This window comes from Streptomyces sp. NBC_00554, from assembly GCF_041431135.1.
GTDB lineage: Bacteria > Actinomycetota > Actinomycetes > Streptomycetales > Streptomycetaceae > Streptomyces.
The window spans coordinates 5,611,193-5,632,865 of sequence record NZ_CP107799.1 but is presented as its reverse complement, the minus strand read 5'-3'; the positions used below and the strand labels follow the sequence as shown (position 1 = coordinate 5,632,865).

18 protein-coding genes are annotated in these 21,673 nt (G+C 71.4%); 9 read left to right on the top strand and 9 right to left on the bottom strand.

Annotated elements, in window-relative coordinates:
- Positions 1-52: 52 nt before the first annotated feature.
- On the bottom strand, positions 53-433 hold the full coding sequence (locus tag OG266_RS24835) for an STAS domain-containing protein (RefSeq protein ID WP_266459762.1): 381 nt from the start codon (positions 431-433) through the stop codon (positions 53-55).
- A gap of 364 nt (positions 434-797) precedes the next feature.
- Between OG266_RS24835 and OG266_RS24830 the strand changes: the two genes are divergently transcribed.
- Together OG266_RS24830 and OG266_RS24825 are read left to right on the top strand one after the other, a co-directional pair.
- Positions 798-1,382 carry a sigma-70 family RNA polymerase sigma factor gene (locus tag OG266_RS24830; protein WP_266459759.1) on the top strand — a complete coding sequence of 195 codons (585 nt, stop codon included), beginning with the start codon at positions 798-800 and terminating at the stop codon, positions 1,380-1,382.
- Positions 1,379-2,818 carry a zf-HC2 domain-containing protein gene (locus OG266_RS24825; protein ID WP_371548505.1) on the top strand — a complete coding sequence of 480 codons (1,440 nt, stop codon included), beginning with the start codon at positions 1,379-1,381 and terminating at the stop codon, positions 2,816-2,818. The genes OG266_RS24830 and OG266_RS24825 overlap by 4 nt, the downstream gene beginning before the upstream one ends.
- Before the next feature lie 114 nt (positions 2,819-2,932).
- Here the strand turns inward: OG266_RS24825 and purU are convergent, their stop codons facing one another.
- Together purU and OG266_RS24815 are read right to left on the bottom strand one after the other, a co-directional pair.
- Entirely contained in the window at positions 2,933-3,817 is an 885-nt protein-coding gene (gene purU, locus OG266_RS24820) for a formyltetrahydrofolate deformylase (protein ID WP_371548504.1), read from the bottom strand.
- 176 nt (positions 3,818-3,993) lie between these two features.
- On the bottom strand, positions 3,994-4,494 hold the full coding sequence (locus OG266_RS24815; RefSeq protein WP_266459751.1) for a hypothetical protein: 501 nt from the start codon (positions 4,492-4,494) through the stop codon (positions 3,994-3,996).
- A 117-nt stretch (positions 4,495-4,611) separates the two neighbouring features.
- Here OG266_RS24815 and OG266_RS24810 point away from each other — a divergent pair, with 117 nt between their 5' ends.
- Positions 4,612-5,910: an ABC transporter substrate-binding protein gene (locus OG266_RS24810; RefSeq protein WP_371548503.1), complete on the top strand. Its 1,299-nt coding sequence runs from the start codon at positions 4,612-4,614 to the stop codon at positions 5,908-5,910.
- 125 nt (positions 5,911-6,035) lie between these two features.
- Here OG266_RS24810 and OG266_RS24805 read toward each other — a convergent pair whose 3' ends face one another.
- On the bottom strand, positions 6,036-7,940 hold the full coding sequence (locus OG266_RS24805; RefSeq protein ID WP_371548502.1) for a hypothetical protein: 1,905 nt from the start codon (positions 7,938-7,940) through the stop codon (positions 6,036-6,038).
- A gap of 201 nt (positions 7,941-8,141) precedes the next feature.
- Entirely contained in the window at positions 8,142-9,527 is a 1,386-nt protein-coding gene (locus tag OG266_RS24800; RefSeq protein WP_329546992.1) for a transcriptional regulator, read from the bottom strand.
- A 317-nt stretch (positions 9,528-9,844) separates the two neighbouring features.
- Here OG266_RS24800 and OG266_RS24795 point away from each other — a divergent pair, with 317 nt between their 5' ends.
- From OG266_RS24795 to OG266_RS24785, 3 genes are all read left to right on the top strand, one after another.
- Positions 9,845-10,504: a bifunctional DNA primase/polymerase gene (locus tag OG266_RS24795; RefSeq protein WP_266459739.1), complete on the top strand. Its 660-nt coding sequence runs from the start codon at positions 9,845-9,847 to the stop codon at positions 10,502-10,504.
- 119 nt (positions 10,505-10,623) lie between these two features.
- Positions 10,624-11,415, top strand: a complete 792-nt coding sequence (locus tag OG266_RS24790; protein ID WP_266459737.1) for an ABC transporter ATP-binding protein — start codon at positions 10,624-10,626, stop codon at positions 11,413-11,415.
- Positions 11,412-13,025, top strand: a complete 1,614-nt coding sequence (locus OG266_RS24785; protein ID WP_371548501.1) for a transporter — start codon at positions 11,412-11,414, stop codon at positions 13,023-13,025. Before OG266_RS24790 ends, OG266_RS24785 begins: the two co-directional genes overlap by 4 nt.
- Before the next feature lie 19 nt (positions 13,026-13,044).
- Here OG266_RS24785 and OG266_RS24780 read toward each other — a convergent pair whose 3' ends face one another.
- Positions 13,045-13,905, bottom strand: a complete 861-nt coding sequence (locus OG266_RS24780) for an alpha/beta fold hydrolase (protein WP_266464123.1) — start codon at positions 13,903-13,905, stop codon at positions 13,045-13,047.
- A gap of 667 nt (positions 13,906-14,572) precedes the next feature.
- The gene (locus OG266_RS24775) at positions 14,573-15,265 is read right to left on the bottom strand and encodes a metal-dependent transcriptional regulator (protein ID WP_266459732.1); all 693 of its coding nucleotides are present in this window, start codon (positions 15,263-15,265) and stop codon (positions 14,573-14,575) included.
- A 328-nt stretch (positions 15,266-15,593) separates the two neighbouring features.
- Between OG266_RS24775 and OG266_RS24770 the strand changes: the two genes are divergently transcribed.
- Complete coding sequence (locus OG266_RS24770) at positions 15,594-16,349, top strand: SIS domain-containing protein (protein WP_266459729.1); 756 nt, start codon at positions 15,594-15,596, stop codon at positions 16,347-16,349.
- A 16-nt stretch (positions 16,350-16,365) separates the two neighbouring features.
- Here OG266_RS24770 and OG266_RS24765 read toward each other — a convergent pair whose 3' ends face one another.
- Positions 16,366-17,766: a PAS domain-containing protein gene (locus tag OG266_RS24765; protein ID WP_371548498.1), complete on the bottom strand. Its 1,401-nt coding sequence runs from the start codon at positions 17,764-17,766 to the stop codon at positions 16,366-16,368.
- 718 nt (positions 17,767-18,484) lie between these two features.
- On the opposite strand from OG266_RS24765, the gene OG266_RS24760 reads away from it, so the two are divergent.
- On the top strand, positions 18,485-19,513 hold the full coding sequence (locus tag OG266_RS24760) for an isopenicillin N synthase family dioxygenase (RefSeq protein ID WP_371548496.1): 1,029 nt from the start codon (positions 18,485-18,487) through the stop codon (positions 19,511-19,513).
- A gap of 53 nt (positions 19,514-19,566) precedes the next feature.
- Here OG266_RS24760 and OG266_RS24755 read toward each other — a convergent pair whose 3' ends face one another.
- A complete protein-coding gene (locus OG266_RS24755; RefSeq protein ID WP_326722378.1) occupies positions 19,567-20,667 on the bottom strand; it encodes a citrate synthase 2 in 1,101 nt (366 codons plus the stop codon).
- Positions 20,668-20,965: 298 nt separating this feature from the next.
- Here OG266_RS24755 and pdxH point away from each other — a divergent pair, with 298 nt between their 5' ends.
- Entirely contained in the window at positions 20,966-21,652 is a 687-nt protein-coding gene (gene pdxH / locus OG266_RS24750; RefSeq protein ID WP_371548495.1) for a pyridoxamine 5'-phosphate oxidase, read from the top strand.
- The last annotated feature ends 21 nt before the right edge of the window (positions 21,653-21,673 follow it).

The window sequence follows — 21,673 nt, the reverse complement described above, 5'->3', positions numbered from 1 at the left end:
GTCCCCTCACGTCTCGTGATCACGAAGCCCGGCTCGCCGCCCGCGCCGCACGTCACGCCGAGAGGGGGCTCGACTCCTCGCCGACGGCCGCGGTGACGTCCGGGTAGACGTCGAAGAGGCGGCGGACACCGAGGGCCGCGAGGACCCGGTTGACGTGGGAACCCTCGACCGCCCCTTGTGCGGGCAGGATCAGCCGCAGGCGGCCCTGGCAGGAGCGGATGAGGCGGCGGGTGGCGATGAGGACGCCGACGCCGCTGGAGTCGCAGAAGAGGACCTCGGAGAGGTCGAGGACAAGACTGCGGCGGCCGTCGGCCACCGCTTCGTGCACCCGTTGACGCAGCTCCGGCGAGGTCACGAGGTCCATCTCGCCGGACACCCGCAGCACGGCCCACTCACCCTCATCGCCGTAGGTCACCTTGAGTGTCACCGCCACGCCTCTCGCTCGCCTCACACACTGGAAACGGAAGGGATTCCTACGCTTCTCTCCCCCGCGACTGCCCGACTGTCGTTCCATGAAACACCGGTCCGGAACCAAAGAAACGTCGGTCCAAGGTCGAAAGCGCGCGATGAGCGAGTCATTTCGGTCACGTACGTTCCAATGTGTTCAGTACAGGGCAGGCGCCTACCATTCCTGGACCGTCCGGGGGCGCACATTGACACAAAGGGGCGTGCGCCCACAGACGTGCCGACTACATTCGAGACAGCGAGTGCGCGCAGGCTGGACACAGCACGGACACGCGGACACGCAGGCTGGACAAAGGGACAGGCGCCGGGCACGACCAGGGTGAGGGGGCCGCATGGCGACGAGCAACGCACCGCCCCGCTGGGACCGCAAGATGCAACAGCGGCTCGCACGCGGGGAGGCGGCCGCGCTCGGTGAGCTCTACGACCGGTTCGCCTCGCTGGTGCACGGCCTCGCCCACCGCGTGCTCGGGGACGAGCGGGCCGCCGACGGCATCACGCGCGAGGTGTTCACGCACGTCTGGGAGAACCCCGACGCGTACGACCCCAAGCAGGGCCCGCTGCGTTCCTGGGTCGCCACACTGACCCACCGCCTCGCCGTCCAGCGGCTGCGCGCGACGGAGACCGCCGCGCTCGCCCGGGACGGCCTCGGCACCACCGAGGAGCTGGAGCGCAAGGTGCGCAGCGCCTCCGTGGCCGCCCGCGCCGACTACATCGTCACGTCCATGCCCGCCCCGCTGCGGGCCGCCCTGGAGCTCGCCTACTTCCAGCGCCGCGACTACCGCCAGGCCGCCGCCGACCTCGGCGTCACCGAGGACGAGGCCCGCCGCCGGCTCCGCCTCGGCCTCCAGCTCCTGTCCACCGCCCACGACACCGGCGGCTCCCCCGGGGCGCCGCCCGAATACGGGGGTGCCCGGTGAGCGCAGGGGCGGACCGGTACGAGGCGTTCGACGAGCGGGACCGGAACGAGGACGGGGACGAGGACGGGTACGAGGGGAAGGACGGGGACGAGAAGCGGGAAGAGGGCGTCCAAGGCGCCGAAGGGGAGCCCACTGAGTTCGGGGCACCCGGTCGGCCGGGAGATCTCCGCGGGCCGGAAGGCCCTGGTGGGCCGCAGGGTCCCGACCGGCCGGAGGGCAGTCGCGACGACGTGCCCGGAAGGCCGCCGCGCATACCGCTGCCGCGTTCCTCCGTCGAGGACACCGGACTGCCGCTGCCCACGCCGGTACCCGCCCCCGCTCCCCCGCCCCTCGTCCTGGAGCACCGGGTACTGAAGTCGCTGCTCGGCGCGTGGGCGCTCGCCGCCTGCTCGGCGCAGGAGACGGCCGCCGTCGAGGAGCACCTCGGGGACTGCGGCTCCTGCGCGGACGAGGCGCTGCGGCTGCGCGAGGCGGTCGGACTGCTGCACCCGGCCGAGAGCCTCGACCTCGACCCGGCGCTGCGCACCCGCGTTCTGGAGGGCTGCCTCGGCCGGCGCCCGCCCCGGATCCCGGTGCCCGACTGGGCGACTCCGTACGACGCTGAGGCCGCGCGGCTCGACGCGCTGCTCCAGGACATAGGTGACGCCGAGTGGCACGCGCCCGTGCGGCTGCGCTGGTTCGAGGGCAACGGGCCCACCAGCCGCCGTACGACCGTCGCCGGGGTCATCGCCCATCTGCTGAGCGTCGACGGGCTGGTCGCCGTCGCCCTCGGCCTGGAGGACCCGCTCGACTCGCCCTCCGCCGAGGCGACTCCGACGGCCCGCACAGAGGCGTACTGGGATGCCTCGCACTTCCCGCCCACCCGGTCCGTGCGCGGACCCTGGCGGGAACAGAGCCACAACCTCGTCCGTACGGTGTCGTTCGCGGGCGGCGGCTCCGGGCGCCTGCCCGTGCCGTACGGCGCCTTCGAGCTGCAGCTGAGCGACTCGATGCTGGACCGGGCCTTCGAGTGCTGGGTGCACGCGGGGGACATCGCGGACGCGGTGGACTATCCCTACGAGCCGCCGGCCCCGCGCCATCTGCACAGCATGATCGACCTGGCGGCCCGGATGCTGCCCGGCTCACTGGCCGAGCGGCGCCGGGCGGGGCTCTCCGCGGCGCCGTCCCGCCACCTCGTCGAGGCGGGCGCGTCCGGGCGCAGCCTCCGTCTGGAGATCGAGGGCTCCGGCGGCGGCGAGTGGCTCATCCCGCTCGACTCACCCGGCGCGATCGCCTCCGCCGAGCGCGAGGTCGCCCATGTCGCCCTGGACGGCGTGGAGTTCTGCCGCCTGGCGGCGGGGCATGTGTCGCCGGAGGAGGCGGCCGCGGGGCAGGACGGGGACCGCGAGGCGATCAGGGATGTGCTGTTCGCGGCGGCGTCGTTGAGCCGCATGTAGGAGATTCCAGCCCGTCCGGCGTTTGAGGACGAGCGCGTCAGCGCGATACGGGGGTCTGGGGGCGGAGCCCCCAGGAGACGGGAATGGGTAGGGGCGGAGGGGGCGAAAACCGCCCTACCCGAACACCACCGTCCGGCGCCCGTTCAGCAGGATCCGCCGCTCGGCGTGCCACTTCACCGCCCGCGCCAGCGCCTGGCACTCGACATCCCGCCCGATGGCGACCAGCTGGTCCGGCGTCACACCGTGCCCCACCCGCTCGACCTCCTGCTCGATGATCGGCCCCTCGTCGAGATCGGCCGTCACATAGTGCGCGGTGGCACCGATGAGCTTCACACCCCGGGCATGCGCCTGGTGATACGGCTTCGCGCCCTTGAAGCTCGGCAGGAACGAGTGGTGGATGTTGATGATCCGCCCGCTGAGCTGCTTGCACAGGTCGTCCGACAGCACCTGCATATAGCGGGCGAGGACGACGAGTTCGACGTTCTCGGCCCGGACCAGCTCGAGGAGCTGAGCCTCGGCCTCCGCCTTCGTGTCCCTCGTCACCGCGATGTGGTGGAAGGGAATGTCGTACGACCCCACGAGCTCGGCGAAGTCCGTGTGGTTGGAGACCACGGCCGCGATCTCGACCGGCAGCGCACCGGTCCGCGCGCGGAAGAGCAGGTCGTTCAGGCAGTGCCCGAACTTGCTGACCAGCAGCACGATCCGCATCTTGTCCTCGGCCCGGTGGATCTGCCAGTCCATGTGGAAGGAGTCACCGATCGCCGCGAAACTTGCGCGCAGTTTGTCCACGGTCACCGGCGCCTCCGCCGAGAAGTGGACGCGCATGAAGAACAGTCCCGTGTCGTGGTCGCCGAACTGCTGACTGTCCTCGATGTTGCAGCCGGTCATGAAGAGGTAGCTCGACACGGCGTGCACGATGCCCTGCTTGTCCGGGCAGGAGAGGGTCAGGACGTACTGCTCAGCGGCGGGTGCGGCCCCGCGGACGGACTGCTCATTCATGCAGGACAGGTTCCCATACCGCCCGCCCACGACGGGCGCCCGTCCCGCCAGGCGGACCAGGTCAGGCACGGGACGGCGCGACTACCCGCGGCCGGGGTCGTGACCGCAGCCGTGGCCGAGGTCGTGGCCGGAGCCGGGGTCGTGGCCGGAGCCGGGGTCGTGGCCGGAGCCGGGGTCTACGCCGACCGCGTCAGGATCTTCAGCACCTCAAGCGTGCGCGGCGGAATGTCGGGGTCCTCCCCGTCACTCACCGCGAGGCGCACATGCGCGTCGCGCGCGGCTCGTACGGCGTCCGGCCAGCCCTGGTGGTCGAGGTACGTGGAGACGAGGGCGTCGGGTCCGACCTGGTGCATGATCCGCAGGACGCGGAGCACGGCGGTGTCGACGAGCGCCGCCTCCTGGGAGTCCCGGAAGATCGTGCCGACGTATTTCTCGGCGGACCAGTTGTCCAGCCAGGTGTCCTCGACCAGGCGATACACGGCGTCGGTGACGTCCCCGTACCCGTCGACGCCCGCGAGCCAGACGCCCCGCTGGAAGTCGGTGTCGGAAAGCATGTGCAGCGCGGAGCGCACATTGCTGCGCCAGCGCCACCACGGCATGTCGTTCAGTGGCATGTCGCCCATGGTGGACGAGCGACGGCCGCGACGGGAAGAGTTCTCCGAACCTTGCACGGTCACCGATCGTACGTTCCCCGCGAAAAGCAGATCATCCGCCCCCGCTATTCACCTCTGAGTCACCTGATGTTGACCGCGGGTCACACCCTGGTTAGTGGTGTGACGGAATCGTGCGTGTGCATGACCGGCAGTCGACGCACGCGCACCGTCTCTCCCGTCCTCCCCCGGCCTCTCAAGGCCACGTTGCTGTCCGCGGGCGCGCTGGTGGCGTGTGCGTCGGTCGCCGTCGGATGTGGGGTCATCCCTGGTGCCACGGGGGGCTCCGGGGACGACTCCATCACCGTCATGACGTGGGCTCCCGAGCAGACCGCCGCCACCAACAAGCCCGGAATGCCCGCCATGGCGAAGGCCTACGCCCGCTGGGTCAACAGCCGCGGCGGCATCAACGGCCGCAAGCTCAAGGTCCTCACCTGCAACGACCACAACGACAACGTGGACGCAGCCAACTGCGCCCGGCGCGCCGTCGACGAGAACGTCGTCGCGGTCGTCGGCTCCTACAGCCAGCACGGCCGCTCCTTCCTCGCCCCCCTGGAGGGCGCGGGCATCCCCTACATCGGCGGCTACGGCGTCACCGACGACGAGTTCACCAGCCCCCTGTCCTACCCCGTCAACGGCGGGGAGCCCGCGCTGCTTGCCGGCCTCGGCGAGCAGCTCGGCAAGACCTGCGGTCCGGTCTCGCTGATACGTCCGGACACCATCGCCGGTGACGAACTCCCGGTGCTGCTCGACTCCGGCCTGCGGGCGGCGGGCCACAAGTCCGCCTCCGACCAGCGGGCCGCCGACGACGCAACCGAGTACTCGCGGCAGACACAGACGTCCCTGGAGAACGCGACCTCCGACCCGTACAAGAACGGTTGCGTGGTGCCCGCGCTCGGCGATCGCACGGACACGTTCATGGACTCCTTCCGGCGCGACCGCGAGGACTACTCGAAGGTGGGCGTGGGCACCGTCCTCGGCAGCGTCGACCAGTCGGTGATCAACTCCACCGGCGGCGCGTCGAGTCCGTACGAGGGCGCGTACGTCACCGGCTGGTACCCGCCCGCGAGCGACGCCGGCTGGGACCCGCTGCGCAAGGTGATCAAGGACCACGCCTTCGGCGACAACCGGATCGACCCCACGGACGCCGGAGTGCAGACGACCTGGATCGCCTACACCGTGCTGGAGAAGGTCGTCGACGCGCTCGGCGACGGCGAGGTGTCCGCGCTCGCGATCCGGCGGGCCCTCGATGACGGCCTCAAGGTGACCACCGGCGGGCTCACCCCGACCCTCAGCTGGCGCTTCGAGGACATGATCGCCGCCGTCGACTTCCCCCGCCTCATCAACGCCGACGTCACCTTCCAGGTCGTGAGCAAGGGCCAACTGGTCGCGGCGCGCAAGGGGTTCGTCAGCATGTCGAAGACGCTGGAGAGCGCGGACTAGCTCCGCCGGGAGTGCGGTGTGTCGTCTGCGGGTCCGTCGTGGCTGGTCGCGCCCACGCGGCGGAGCCGCATGTATGTCACAGCCCCGCGCCCCTTACGGGCGCGGGGAACTGCGCGAACCGGTGCTCACAGCTGGATGCGTGTGCGCTCGGTCAGTCCGTACTTCGACGCGATGGAGTTCCACAGCTTCGCGGCCTTCTCCTTCGCCGTGCTCGCCGTGCCGCTGTCGCGGACGGCTGCCTGGCTCTGGCCCGTGCCGCGGGCCTGGCCGTTCTTGCAGCCCTTCTTGCCGGCCGCCTGGTCGGCCCAGGCCGCGTAGTGGTTGTCGGCCGACTCGGAGGCCTTCCAGCCGTTGGTGAGCGCGGTGATCAGCTCGGCGTGGTTCGGGAGCTTGTCCAGCGAGAGGGCGTCGAGCCGGGTGACCAGCTCGCCGCGCTGATTCGCCGCGTCCCGCAGATCACTGGCCGCCTGGCCCAGGTTCTTGCACGCCGTCACGTCCGCCACGGCGTTGATCACCGAGTCGCGGCTGGCGTTGGCATCCGCCAGGAGCTTGTCCAGCTCGACGGCCTGCGCCTTCGCGGGGTCGGCGGCGGACGCCGACTCCGAGCCCTCCGTGGCGGGGGCCGTCGCCGACACGGTCGTGCTGTTGTCGTCGCTGTCGGCGCCTCCGCCGCTGCTGAGCAGGGCGCCGGCGCCGATACCGAGCACGGCGATGCCGATGCCGACCGCGGCGATCAGCGGCACACGCGAGCCGCCGCGCCCTCCGCGCCCGCCACCGCCGTCATTCGCGCCCCCGCGCCGCGCGGCAGCGCGTCCGCCCGGGGCTCCGGGCGCACCCGGAGCTTGCGCGCCGTACGCGCCGGGAGCCTGCGCGCCGTACGAGGCGTGTGCCCCCTGCGGGGCCTGCGCGCCGTGCGGAGCCGAAGGGTCGAACCGCGGCAGCTGCTGCGTCGACGCGGGCGCCGACGGCTCACTGCGGAACAGGTTGTCGAACTCCGCCGGAGGCTGCCTGTCCTCCGGCCCGCCCGGACGTACCCCGTAGGGCGCCCCGCCCGGCTGCGCGGGAACGGGCGGGATGTACTGCGTGGCCTGCGCGTCCGGGTGCGCGGCAGGAGGCAACGGTCCGGCACCGCCCTGGGGCGGCCGCCCCAGGAACTGGGTCGCGTCGGCCTGCACCTCGGGCGGCAGCGCCCCCGGGCCCACCGGGGGGATGTACTGGGTGGCGCCCTCATCGGGCACGGCCGCGGGCGCGGGCACGGAGGCGGCGGGCGGAATGTGCGGGATGTACTGAGTCGCCCCGTCGTCTGCGACCGGAGCAGGCGGTATGTGCGGTATGTACTGCGTCGCACCATCAACAGCGGCAGGCGGCAGCGGCAAACTCGACCCCACACCGGCGCCTCCGCCCACACCCGCATCCACGGGCGGCAGCGGCTGCGCGACGGGCGGTCCCTGCGGAACGCCGCCGTCATGACCCTCGTACGCAGCCTGAGCGCCCCCGTACGAGGAAACCTGGGCGTTCCCGTACGACGGAGCCGCCGCGCCCTCGGGCGGCAGCGGCCCGGCACCGGGCGCGGGCTGCGACTGCGGAGCGAAGCCCTGCGGCTGCTGGGCTCCACGCGAGCCCGGCAGCGAGCCCGGCAGTTCCTGAGCCCCGTACGCGCCCGGCAGCTCCTGCATCGGCTGCTGCTGGGCCGGGTTGTCGCCCCATCCCGGTCTCGGTTCCGCGGGAGCCCAGCCGTGGGACGCGTCGGGCGTGCCCCAGTCGGCGGCGGGCGCGTTGGGCCCCGGCGGCTGGGCGGCTCCCCAGGTCTGGGTGCCGTTCAACGGTGCCCCCCAGCCCTGGTCCGGCTGCTGGGCGGGGGCCGCCTGCTGGTCGGGTCCCCAGGGCCGGTCCCAGGCCTGGCCGCCCGCCGGGGTCGTACGGTCGCCCGTCGTACCCGGCAGCAGGGGCGCGCCGCCGTCGGAGGGCAGCACGATGCCTTCGCGCGCGGGTCGCGGCGAGGGCTCTTCGCCCTGTCCACTCTGCGTCACCGGGACTCCTACGAATGGGGGACCTTCGGAATCATCGGCTCACGCTACCGGGTCCCCGCAACCCCGTGCCACGCAGCACAGGGCGTGACCACCACACCTGTGACCGCGGTAACAGATCCGCTCCCCATTGCGCTACATATGCCTCCCCTCACAACCCTCTTGATCGTTTCCCGTCCGTTCACGCCCTGGATCACCAGGTGTTCACGCCGCGGCCTGCAACTCCATCCGCGCGCCGAACTCCCGTACCACCGGCTCGTCCTGATACGGCTCCAGTCGCTGCTGGAAGTCCTCCAGATAGTCGGCGCCCCGGTTGGAACGGAGCGTGCCGAGCAACTCGACGGCGCGCAGCCCGGTGTGGCACGCCTGTTCCACCTCACGCTGCTGGACCTGCGCGGTGGCGAGCAGTACGTAGCCGATCGCACGCCGGCGGGCCTTCGACTCGGGAAGCCCGGCGAGGGACTCCTCCGCGCAGCGCGCGGCCGCTTCCGCCTGTCCGAGGTCCCGGTGGCAGTGCGCCAACTCGTCGGCCAGGTAGGCCTCGTCGAAGTGCGAGATCCACGTCGGGTCGTCCCCGGAGGCCGCGTCCGCCGACTCCAGTGCGCCGACAGCCCGGCCGGACGCCACCTGAGCGGCGCGCGCGTCGCCCAGGAGCGCGTGCCCGCGCGCTTCAGCGGCGTAGAACATCGACTCCGCGCGCGGTGTCACCCGCCCGCGCGCCCCCTCCTGCGCCGCGCGCGCCAACTGCGCGATCTCGCGCGGGTTGCCGAGCTGCGCCGCCAAGTGGCTCATGGACGCGGCGAGTACGTACCCGCCGTACGCCCGGTCCCCGGCCGCCTGCGCGAGCCGCAGCGCCTGGATGTAGTACCGCTGGGCGAGGCCCGGCTGACCGGTGTCGATGGCCATGTAGCCCGCGAGTTCCGTCAACCGGGACACGGCGGCGAACAGTTCACGCCCGACCGCCTCCCGGTAGGAGCCCGCGAGCAGCCCGGAGACCACGCTGTTCAGGTAGTGGACGACGACCGGACGTACATGCCCGCTGCCGTACTGGTGGTCCAGGTCCACCAGCGCCTGGGTCATCGCGCGGACCGCCGCGACGTCCGAGACCCCGACCCGCGGCCCCGCCGAGCGCGCCACCTGGGAGTCCGGCGAGGAGATCAGCCAGTCGCGGCTGGGCTCGACGAGCGCGGAGGCGGCGACGGACGAGCCGGAGAGGAAGTCCCTGCGGCCGACGTCACTGCGCCACAGCTCGCAGACCTGCTCGATGGCCCCCAGTACGGTCGGCGAGAACTGGAGACCGACGCCGGACGCGAGGTTCTTGCCGTTGGCCATGCCGATCTCGTCGATCGTGACCGTACGGCCGAGTTTGCGCCCGAGCGCCTCCGCGATGATCGCTGGAGCACGTCCGCGCGGCTGCTGTCCGCGCAGCCAGCGCGCCACGGACGTCTTGTCGTAGCGCAGATCGAGACCGTGCTCCGCGCCGCACATGTTGACCCGGCGGGCCAGCCCGGCGTTCGAGCAACCCGCTTCCTGGATGAGCGCCTGCAGTCGTTCGTTCGGCTGCCGCGCGACGAGCGGCCTTGCGGCCATGGCGTACCCCCTGTGGCTGCGGTGCCTGCCCACGCACCGAGTTGACGTGTCCTCAGCGGCCGAACCCAGTGAAGAACAGCGAAAGAACTCGGCCAAGAAGATCAATGCCCCGCAGACATACCGAAGATGCGAGACATGTGAGGATTGCCGGGGTAAGGGCAGTGGCCCAACCCCTCACGTGGGTTACCCAGCCCCCGCCGCGTTTCCCCATGCGCGCCCCCACCCGTGCATCCATGCGCCCCACGTGCGGAATCGATGCTCCTCCCCCGCGCGCGCGTCCCCCGTAACCCGAGGTGGACGCGGGAGTTGAGTTCCACGTGGACGAGACCATCGCAGGCACCGAGACCGCACAGATCCCCAAGCAGCGCGGCGAATCGCTGCAGGACACCGCCGTGCGCTATGCCGAGGAGCGCCACTGGGACGTGTTCCCCGGCACCTGGCTGGAAGCCGTCGACGGAGTGCAGCGCTGCTCCTGCGGCGAGGCGGCGTGCCCCCTACCCGGCGCGCACCCGGCGCGCGAGGACTGGGCGACGCAGGCCACGGGCAGTGCGACCGTCGCGCGCCGGCTGTGGGCGAAGCAGCCCACGGCGTCGATCCTGCTGCCGACCGGGCGTACGTTCGACGCGATCGACGTGCCCGAGACGGCCGGGTTCCTCGCGCTCGCCCGCATGGAGCGGATGGAGCTGACCCTCGGGCCGGTCACCTGCACGCCGGACCGGCGCATGCACTTCTTCGTGCTTCCGGGGGCCTCCGCGAAGGTCTCCGATCTCGTACGGAAGCTGGGCTGGCCGCCTGCCTCCCTCGACCTGGTCGCCCTGGGCGAGGGGTCGTACGTGGCGGGTCCGCCCACCCGGTACGGGTCGCAGGGCGCCGTGCAGTGGGCCCGTCGGCCCACGCCCGCGAACCGGTGGCTGCCGGATGCGGAGGAGTTGATCTCGCCGCTCGCCTACGCCTGCGGGCGGGAGGGACGCCGGTAGCTTCCGCAGCGCCGTCGTATTCTGCGGATCCGTCGTGGCTGGTCGCGCCCCGCGGCGGAGCCGCTTGAAGGCAGAGTCCCGCGCCCCTAAAGACGGGCGTTGGCCCTTAGGGTGCCTGTATGACCGAGGGAGCAGGGGGCGGCGTGCCCGCCGTGCGTGTGCGGGGGCTCTGGAAGCGGTTCGGGGAGCAGGTCGCCGTCGCCGGGATCGATCTGGAGCTGCCCGCGGGGCAGTTCATCGGGCTCGTCGGTCCGAACGGGGCCGGCAAGACCACCACCCTGTCGATGGTGACCGGGCTGCTGAGGCCCGACCAGGGCACCGTCGAGGTGGTCGGCCACGACGTGTGGCGCGACCCGGTGGAGGTCAAGGCGCGGATCGGTGTCCTGCCCGAGGGGCTCCGGCTCTTCGAAAGGCTCTCCGGGCGCGAACTCCTCGGCTACACCGGACGGTTGCGCGGCCTGCCCGGCGCCGAGGTCGACAAACGGGCCACCCAGCTCCTCGACGTACTCGACCTCGCGGGCGCCCAGCACAAACTCGTCGTCGACTACTCGACGGGCATGCGCAAGAAGATCGGCCTCGCCTGCGCCCTCCTCCACAACCCCGAAGTCCTCTTCCTCGACGAGCCGTTCGAAGGCGTCGACCCGGTCTCCGCGCAGATCATCCGCGGCGTCCTGGAGCGGTACACGGCATCGGGCGCCACGGTCGTCTTCTCCTCCCACGTCATGGAACTGGTCGAGTCGCTGTGCGACTGGGTCGCCGTGATGGCCGCGGGGCGCATCCGCGCGCACGGCCCGCTCGCGGACGTCACCGGCAGCGCCCCCTCCCTCCAGCAGGCCTTCCTGGAACTGGTCGGCGCGAACGGCCGAGCCGCCGGCGCCGACCTGGACTGGCTGGGCGGCGGCGCGCGATGAGCGCGAACGCCGGTGTCTCCGCCGCGTCGATCACACCCGTCGTCGTACGGCTGAAGCTGTCGCTCCTGCGCAACGGGCTGCGGCAGTCGGCCGGACGGCGGGCCGCGTACGTCGCCTCAGCCATCCTCGTCCTCCTCTTCGGGGCCCTCCAACTGCTCGGCCTGATCGCGCTGCGCGGCAACGCGCACGCCGTCGCCGTCGCCGCACTCCTCGTGGCGCTCCTGGCGCTCGGCTGGGCCGTGATGCCGCTCTTCTTCTCCAGCGGCGACGAGACGCTCGACCCGACCCGCCTGGTCATGCTGCCGCTGCGGCCACGCCCGCTCGTACGGGCGCTGCTCGCGGCCTCACTCGTCGGCATCGGACCGCTGTTCACGCTGTGCGTGCTCACCGGATCCGTGATCTCCGTGGCCCACGGCACTGCGGCGTACGTCACCGCCGTCGTCGCCGCGGCCCTCGGGCTCCTCGTCTGCGTGGCCCTCGCACGCGCCGTCGCCGCCGCCAACATCCGGCTGCTGACCAGCCGCAGGGGCCGCGACCTCGCGGTGCTCAGCGGCCTGCTCATCGCGATCGGCGCGCAGGTGGTCAACTTCGGTGCGCAGCGGCTCAATTCGTCGGGCGGACTCTCCGAGCTCGACACGCTGGGGGATGTGCTGAGCTGGGTGCCGCCCGCGTCGGCGATCGGCGCGGTGCATTCGGTGAGTGAGGGGTCGTACGGGATCGGAGCCGCCCAACTCGCCTTGAGTGCGGCCGCGTTGGTGGGGCTGCTGGCGCTCTGGTCCCATCACCTGACCCGGCTGATGACCTCGCCGGACGGGTCGACGCTGCAGGCGGCGGAACCCGCGGCGCGGGAGCGGGGTTCCACCGGCCTCGGCCGGCTGCTGCCCACGGGCCGCACCGGGACCGTCATGGAGCGCAGCCTGCGCTATGTGTGGCGCGATCCCAAGACCAAGGCGGCCTGGGTGACCTCACTCGCCATCGGGCTGATCGTGCCGGTGTTCAACGCCCTGCAGGGCACCGGCTCGATCTACTTCGCGTGCTTCGCGGCCGGGATGCTCGGGATCCAGATGTACAACCAGTTCGGGCAGGACACGTCCGCGTTCTGGATGGTCGCGATGACGATCTCGTCCACCCGGGACGCGTACGTCGAACTGCGCGGGCGCGCGCTGGCGCTGCTGGTGATCACCCTGCCGTACACGGCCCTCGTGACCGTCCTGACGACGGCGATGCTCGACGACTGGAGCGCACTGCCCGAGGTGCTCGGCCTCTCCTTCGCGCTGCTCGGCGCGATGCTGGCGACCGGCGCGTGGTCCTCGGCCCGCTTCCCGTACTCGATCCCCCAGGAGGGCTACAAGAACGTGGCCCCCGGCCAGGCCGGGCTCGCCTGGATCTCGATCTTCGGCGGCATGATCTCGGCCGCGCTGCTGTCCGCTCCCGTCATCGTTCTCACGATCTGGCTGAACACGTCGGCGGACGGCGACGAGTGGATGTGGCTGCTGCTGCCGCTGGGTGCGGGGTACGGCACCCTGATCACGTGGTGCGGACTGCGGTTGGCGGCGCCGCGGACGGCGGCGCGGTTGCCGGAGATCCTGACGGCGGTGAGCAAAGGCTGACGCTCAGGACCTGAGGACGTCAGGGCGTCAGGACCCCGTCCAGGAACGGTTCGATCGCCACGCGCCACGCGTCCGGCTGGTCGTAGTGCACGAGGTGGCCGGCGTCGGCCACCTCCGCGTACTGGCCGTTCGGCAGGACGCGGACCATCTCCTGGGACTCGGCCCGGCCGAGCTCGCCGTCGAGACCCCGTACGACCAGGGCGGGGCACCGGACCTGCGCGAGCTCCTCCCAGTGGGCGTCGTACACCCAGGTCTGGCGGGACTTGAGCATCTGCGCGGGCTCGAAGACCGGGCGCCAGCCGTCGGCGGACTCGTGCATCACCTCGGCGTAGAACTCGCCGCGGGACGGATTCGGCCGCTCCACCCAGGGGTCGTCCTCGCCGAACCACTTGCGTACGTCGGCGAGCGTCGCGAAGGGAACGGGCCAGGCCTTGAACCAGTCCTCCCACTCCCGCTGCGAGGCGGCGCCCAGCGCCGACGCCCGCATGTCGCAGATGATCAGACCGGAGACGAGATCGGGGCGTTTGGCGGCGAGCTGCCAGGCGGTCAGGGCGCCCATGGCATGGCCGATGAGGACTGCCGGGCCCAGGCCCAGCTGTTCGAGAGCGGCCTCGGCGTCCTCGACGTATGCCTCACGGGTGTAGGCGGCCTCCGGCGGCTTGTCGCTCTGGCCGTGGCCGCGCTGGTCGAGCGCGACGGCGCGGTGCCGTTCGGAGAGCCAGCGGGCGGTGGAGGCCCAGTGGGAGGCGCGGCCCATGAGGCCGTGCAGTAAGAGCACGCCGGGCGCCCGCGAGACCTCCTCGGTCTTGGGAGGGTCCCCGAACTCCCAGGCGGCGAGGCGTACGCCACCCGCTCCCGTCACGTCGATGCGCCGCACCACAGGTAATGGCACCCCCCTAGCTCGCTCGGACCGCCTCGCTCCCGCTCGAGCCGGCCGGTCCACTCGTACCGCTTCCTACCTCGTCGTACCCCTGCTCCTGCTGCCCGCTTGCACTGGATTGCCGCTGACCGATGCTGAATTCTGCCGACCGCTGCCGGATTCTGCCGACTGCTGCTGGGATTTCGCTGACCGCTGTCCTGCGAGTACCCGTGGTACCCCGACTACGCCGCCACGTTATCGAATGGGGATTCGAGAATGCCTTTCTCGGCGGCAACACCCCTCGTTCGAGTGACCATGCTCAAGGATTGACCGCCTCCGCCGAGGGGAGATCTTCAGCGGGGGGCGGGCCGCTCGGGGAAACCGGTCCGAAGGGAATGACCCTGGGAGCTCGGGGCTCCGGGTCAGTACAGGGGAGGACAGGCCCCGGCGCCAATCGGCGCCGGGGCCCTCTCCACAACTGCGGCACATCCTTCCGCCCCCTCCCCGACCGCGCGCCATCGCTCTCGGACACGGTCAAGAGCTCTCAGGTCATATGCCTCACGCGACAGCCTCGCACGCAAATGGTCCCAGCGCTGCGATTCTGCACACTGAATCTTGGTTTCGGTGAGGTCACGCAGACGTCACAACTGCCTCTGTGGTCGCGGTAGTTGACGTGCCCTCCGGCGCCTCAGCGCTTGGCGACGAACACGTGGGAAGCGACGTCCGCCTCCAGCTCCGCGGCCTCGCCACCACTGCCCACCAGGACCCCGCCCGCGGACTCCGTCACACTCACCACGGAGCCGGGCTGCACGCCCGCCCGCCGCAGCGTGTACATCAGCTGCGCGTCCGTCTGGATCGGCTCGCCGATACGCCGTACGACCACGGTCTTGCCGTCGACGCCCGGGTCCAGCTCGGCCAGCGACACCATGCCCTCGTCCAGGAACGGGTCGGCGCTGTCCTTCTCGCCCAGCTCCTCCAGGCCCGGGATGGGGTTGCCGTACGGCGACTCCGTCGGGTGGCGCAGCAGCTCGAGCACCCGGCGCTCCACGGCCTCGCTCATCACGTGTTCCCAGCGACACGCCTCGGCGTGCACCTGCTCCCACTCCAGACCGATCACGTCGACGAGGAGGCACTCCGCGAGCCGGTGCTTGCGCATGACACGCGTGGCCAGCCGCCGTCCCTCGTCGGTGAACTCCAGGTGCCGGTCGCTGGCGACCGCCACCAGGCCGTCGCGCTCCATGCGCGCCACCGTCTGGCTGACCGTCGGGCCGCTCTGGTCCAGCCGCTCCGCGATCCGGGCGCGCATGGGGACGACGCCTTCCTCCTCCAGCTCGAGGATGGTGCGGAGATACATCTCCGTGGTGTCGATCAGTCCGGACATGTGTGCCCCTCGATTAGCTCTGCCGGAGGCTCCGTGGCTCACCGGCTTGTGCGCTGGCCCTGGACTCAATTCTGACGCATACCACTGACAAGCGTGCCTCGCCGTTGAAACCACGTGGTTACGAGTGCCTCCGAACACCCTCCACGGCGGACCCGACCCGGGCGAAAGCCCCGTATACGAGCCCCGCGTCACGTTGCACCACGTACTGCCCGCGGTATCACCCGCCGTATTGACAGCACGCTGGTCCAGACCGCAACGTGATCCGCGACGCGTCGACGGTGACGAGACTTCGACGGGACTTCGCCGAGAATTCGAAGGGGCTTCGCCGATGAGCGACAGCAAGCTGGCCGGACAGTTCTTCGACGCGGCGATCGGCCTGCTGCAACAGGTGCGGGACGAGGACGCCGGAGAGATCCAGGCGGCCGGAGCCCTGATCGCCGACACCGTCGCCACCGGTGGACGACTCTTCGCGTTCGGCGCCGGGCACTCCTCCCTCGCCGCCCAGGACATCGTCTACCGCGCGGGCGGCCTCGCCCTCATGAACCTGCTCGTCGTACCCGGCGTCGTGGGCGTCGACGTCATGCCGGCGACCCTGGGCTCGGCCCTGGAACGGGTCGACGGCCTGGCGAGCGTCGTCCTGGACTCCAGCCCCGCCCGCTCCGGCGACCTGCTCGTGATCATCTCCCTCTCCGGCCGCAACGCACTCCCCGTCGAGATGGCCATGAGCGCCCGCGCCCTCGGCCTCAAGGTCATCGGCGTCACCTCGGTCGCGTACACGACGGAGACGGAGTCCCGGCACGTCTCGGGGACCTACCTCAAGGACCACTGCGACATCGTCCTCGACTCGAGGATCCCGGTCGGCGACGCCGAACTCACCCAGGACACCGTCCAGGCCCCCTTCGGCCCCGCCTCCACCGTCGTCACCACGGCCCTCCTCCAGGCCGTCATGGCCACGGCGGCGGGCGCCCTGGCCGACCGCGGCATCGAGCCCCCGCTCCTGCGCTCGGGCAACGTGGACGGCGGCCACGAGTGGAACAACCGCGTGATGACGGAGTACGGGGACCGGATCTTCTACCAGTACTGAGCCGGCGGGGGCACCCTCAGGGGCGCCCCGGCAGGCCCGCCAGTCCCTGCAGATCCTCCAGATCCAGCGCCATGGCGATCCGTACGGCCACATCCTCCGCGTACGTCGCATCCGTACGCTCGAACTGGCTGCGCCCCGCCCCCCGCAGGAACGTCACCACGCCCAGCGTCCGCCCCCGGCTGCGCAGTACCGCGCACAGCGCGTGCACCGAGTCCGGCGGCCACTGCCGTGCCACGGCCCACTCACGCGCCCGCGCCGGGTCGGTCTCCCTCGCGCTCGCCCGCACGGCCCCGCCCCGCTCCACGCACTGCAGCGCCGGATGCCCGTCCACGTACCGCACCGGCAGCCCGGCCTTCCCGGTCGGCATGCTCGGCCCCGGCGCCCCGGAGGGCGTGGCGGCGGCCCGTACGAGCCGTACCGGAGTGTCACCGTCGACCACCGAACCCCCCGCCACCCGGTCGATCAGCGCGTGATCGGCGAACCCGGCGAGCGAGAAGTCCAGATGTACGGTGGCCGCCTCGCCCGGGTCCTCGCACTCGGCCGCGGCCCGCGCCGCCCGGTGCAGCTGGTTGGCCCGGAACCGCAGCAGCGCCGCCTCCTGCTCGGTCTGCTTGGCCTCCGTCACATCCTGGAAGAGCCACCCCACACCCAGCGGTACGGGCTCCTCCGTGAGCGGCGAGGAGAGCCGCAGGAACCCGCTCCGCCAGCACCTGCGCGTCTCACCCTCCGGCGTCCGCACGCTCACCCACATCTCGGCGGGAGCGGGCGGCGCACCCTCGGCCAGCACATGCGTGAGCGCGCTCTCCAGCTCCTCGACACCCTGGGAGAGCAACTCCCCCAGCGGCCGGCCGAGCACCGCCGTACGCCCGATCCCCAGCGCCCGCGCCGCATGGGCGTTGACCACGGCCGGCCGCAGATCGGCGTCCACCAGCACGACACCCCAGCTGGCGTCCTCGAACAGCGCCTCGCTGAGGGCGATGGACCGCTCCAGATCGATCTGCGCGTGCACCTCGCTGAAGGCGCAGTACACCCCGGCGGGCTTCCCGTCAGGGCCGCGCACTGCGGCCGACTGGGTCCGTACGAGGACTCGCCCGCCGTCCTTGGTGAGGAGGGCGAACTCGTTCACCTGCCGCCCGGGAGCCTCCATGGCGGACAGCAGCCGCCCCTCGACCTCCTCGGCGTCGGCGGTCCGCACGGCCCACCCGGCGAACCCCTGCCGCCCCACGGCCTCCGCGGCCGTCCACCCGAGAATCCGCTCGGCCTCACGGTTCCAGTGCGTCACGACCCCATCGGCGTCAAAGGCGCACAACGCCGCGTCCATCCCGTCGAGGAGCGCGGCAAGAAGATCCGAACCATCCCGGTCGGGCTCGTCCGGCCCCAGCTCATCGGTAGTCCCACTACGCCGGGAAGCACTCACCTGAACCCCCTGCAGGCTGCGTCCGCACGTACGGCGTGACAGTTCGCTCACTCACCATCATTCAACTCGAACGTGACCCAGCCCACACCTGGTTCCCCAAAGATTGGACGAAATCGTTGTACGCCGGATTTCCGCCCCGCCCGCCCCATGAGCAGCGAACGAGCAGCGAACCCTGTCCGGCGACTGTCCGGCGAACCCTTGCCACGGCCTTTCCGAAAAACCGGTTGAGCCATGCCCGATCGGTTCCTAGGGTGGGCCGCACGCTACGAAAGGAGGTGATCCGGCAGATGCATGGCAACCGGACGAGCGAGGTGGCTGCGGGCTAGCGGCCCGTCACCACATCCAGTGCGGTGCCGGACCAGCGCGTGATCTGTGCGCGCAGCCGGCCCAATCTCCAGCAGTCACCCGACCCGCGGGCTCGCCGGTAAGTCCGGCCGGCTCCTTCGCCGCACGGCGGAGGGACCAGAGCTCGCGGGTCGCCTGCGTTCCGGTGGTGTGTGAGGTGGGGCACCTGGGAATCCGAGGTTCCGCAGTACTCTTGGCGCATGCTTCCGCTGCTCGTTCGACGCCGCCACGTGGACTACGTCCGCGTCACGAGCATGGGGTGTCCGGGTTCCGTCTGACCTCGGCCCCCTCATCTCTTTTCGCTCGGCACCCGTGGACCCCGCCCCATCCCTGGCGGCCGCCCGGGCACCCGTACATCTCGCGGACGCACACCATGACGACGAACACGTCCTCCTTCTCGTACCAGCAGCTTCCGATCATCGATCTCTCCGCCGCCGATCGCGGGCCGCAGGCGCGTGCGCTGCTGCACGCGCAGTTGCACAGTGCCGCCCATGACGTGGGGTTCTTCCAGCTCGTCGGGCACGGGGTGACCGCCGGTGAGACCGACGCCCTGTTGCGCGCCATGCGGCGCTTCTTCGCGCTTCCCGAGGCCGACCGGCTGGCGATCGACAACGTCAACTCGCCGCACTTCCGCGGGTATACGCGTACGGGAGACGAGGTCACGGGAGGCGGCAGGGACTGGCGGGACCAGCTCGACATAGGGGCGGAGCGGGCCGCCCGGACACCCGGGGCGGGTGAGCCGGCGTACTGGTGGCTGCAGGGACCCAACCAGTGGCCGGACGCACTGCCGGAGCTGCGGGTCGCCGCGCTGGCGTGGATCGACCGGCTCAGTGCCGTCTCGGCGCGGCTGCTGCGCGAGCTGCTGACCGCGATCGGGGCGCCCGCCGACTTCTACGAGCCCGTCTTCGGATCGCGCGCCCATCCGCATCTGAAGCTGGTGCGGTATCCGGGGAGCGCGGGTGACGGCGCTGACCAGGGAGTCGGCGCGCACAAGGACTACGGCTTCCTGACGCTGCTGCTGCAGGATCAGGTCGGGGGGCTTCAGGTGCAGCGGGAGGACGGGTTCTTCCACGATGTGCCGCCGCTGCCGGGGGCGTTCGTGGTCAACCTGGGCGAGCTGTTGGAGGTGGCCACCAATGGGTATCTGCTGGCCACCAACCACCGGGTGGTGAGTCCGCCCGGTGCCACCGAGCGGTTCTCCGTGCCCTTCTTCTACAACCCGCGCCTCGACGCCCGTGTCGAGCCGCCGCCCTTCCCGTACGCTTCCGCCGCGCCCGGCGTGACGACCGACCCGGCGAATCCGCTCTTCGCCGAGTACGGCTTCAACGAGCTGAAGGGCAAGCTGCGGGCGCATCCACTGGTCGCCGCCCGCCATCACGCGGAGCTGCTCACACCCGCGTGAGCAGCTCCGGCGAGCGCGTGCCGGGGTCGGTTCAGTGCGCGATCAGTGCGCGATCAGTGCGCGATGCCCTCGTAGCCCACGATTTCCTGCGGGCCGCGGGTGCTGGGGCCGATGTAGCGCGCGGACGGCCTGACGAGCCTTCCGGTGCGCTTCTGTTCCAGGATGTGTGCGGACCAGCCGGCGGTGCGGGCGCAGGTGAACATCGAGGTGAACATGTGTGCCGGGACCTCGGCGAAGTCGAGGACGATGGCGGCCCAGAACTCGACGTTCGTCGCGAGGATGCGGTCCGGGCGGCGGGCGTGGAGTTCGGCGAGGGCGGCCTTCTCCAGGGCTTCGGCGATCTCGAAGCGGGGGGCGCCGAGTTCGCGGGCGGTGCGGCGGAGCACGCGCGCGCGTGGGTCCTCGGCGCGGTAGACGCGGTGGCCGAAGCCCATGAGGCGTTCGCCCTTGTCGAGGGCCTGCTTGACGTATGCGTCGGCGTCGCCGGTGCGTTCGATCTCCTCGATCATGCCGAGGACGCGGGAGGGGGCGCCGCCGTGCAGCGGTCCCGACATGGCGCCCACGGCTCCGGAGAGGGCCGCCGCCACGTCGGCGCCGGTGGAGGCGATGACGCGGGCGGTGAAGGTGGAGGCGTTCATGCCGTGTTCGGCGGCGGACGTCCAGTAGGCGTCGACCGCGGCGACGTGCTTGGGGTCGGGCTCGCCGCGCCAGCGGATCATGAAGCGCTCGACGACGGACTGCGCCTTGTCGATCTCGCGCTGCGGGACCATGGCGTTGCCCTGGCCGCGGGCGGACTGGGCGACGTACGACAGGGCCATGACGGCGGCGCGGGCGAGGTCCTCGCGGGCCTGCTGCTCGTCGATGTCGAGGAGGGGCTTGAGGCCCCACACGGGGGCCAGCATCGCCAGCGCGGACTGGACGTCGACGCGGATGTCGCCGGAGTGGACGGGGATCGGGAAGGGCTCGGCGGGCGGCAGGCCTGGGTTGAAGGCCCCGTCGACGAGCAGTCCCCAGACGTTTCCGAAGGAGACGTGGCCGACCAGGTCCTCGATGTCGACGCCCCGGTACCGGAGGGCGCCGCCCTCCTTGTCCGGTTCGGCGATCTCCGTCTCGAAAGCGACGACTCCTTCGAGTCCGGGTACGAAGTCGGACATCAGGCGGCTCCTCATGATGCGTGCGACAGATGATTTGTGGGGGGTTCGGTGGTTCTCGTGACCATATGCGCGTGGCGGGGGTGCACGTCCGGTTCCGCGGTCTCCTCGTGGACTCGCGGTCCGGTACGTCACCCCGGTGATGCCCCGTCCGGTCGGTCGCGCAACCGTTTCGGCACCAGCACGATATCCCTGAGTGCCACCTTTGGGGAGAGTGCGCGGCACTCAGTGCCACGAAAGTGCCCTTCAGTGATGAAGCACACCCCCACGGCGCGGGGCGCCCGTACGGCAGGATGACGATGTGAATGATCGTGATCCCGCCCTCGACCCCACCCTCGACCCCGCCGCGATGCGCGAGCACTACCGGGCCGAGGGACTCGCCGAGACCGAGCTGGCCGCCCACCCCATGGAACAGTTCGCGCGCTGGTTCGGTCAGGCCGCGCAGGCCGCGGCACAGGGCGTGGTGTACGAGCCCAACGCCATGGTCGTCGCCACGGCGGACTCCGAGGGCCGGCCCAGCTCGCGCACGGTGCTGCTGAAGCAGTACGACGAGCAGGGCTTCGTCTTCTACACCAACTACGGCTCCCGCAAGGCCCGCGACCTGGCCGCCAACCCGTACGTCTCGCTGCTCTTCCCGTGGCACCCCATGGCCCGCCAGGTCATCGTCACGGGCACGGCACGGCGCACCGGGCGCGACGAGACCGCCGCGTACTTCCGCACCCGGCCGCACGGCTCCCAGCTCGGCGCCTGGGCCAGCGCCCAGTCCACGGTGATCCGCTCCCGCGCCGAACTGGACGCCTCGTACGCCGAGTTGAGCGCCCGCTACCCGGAGGGTGAGCAGGTTCCGGTCCCCCCTGACTGGGGCGGTTTCCGTGTCGCCCCGCAGACGGTGGAGTTCTGGCAGGGCCGCGAGAACCGGCTGCACGACCGGCTGCGGTACGTGGCGGGGGCGGACGGCAGCTGGACGGTGGAGCGGCTCAGTCCCTGAAGCCGCTCAGCCCCGGGTCCC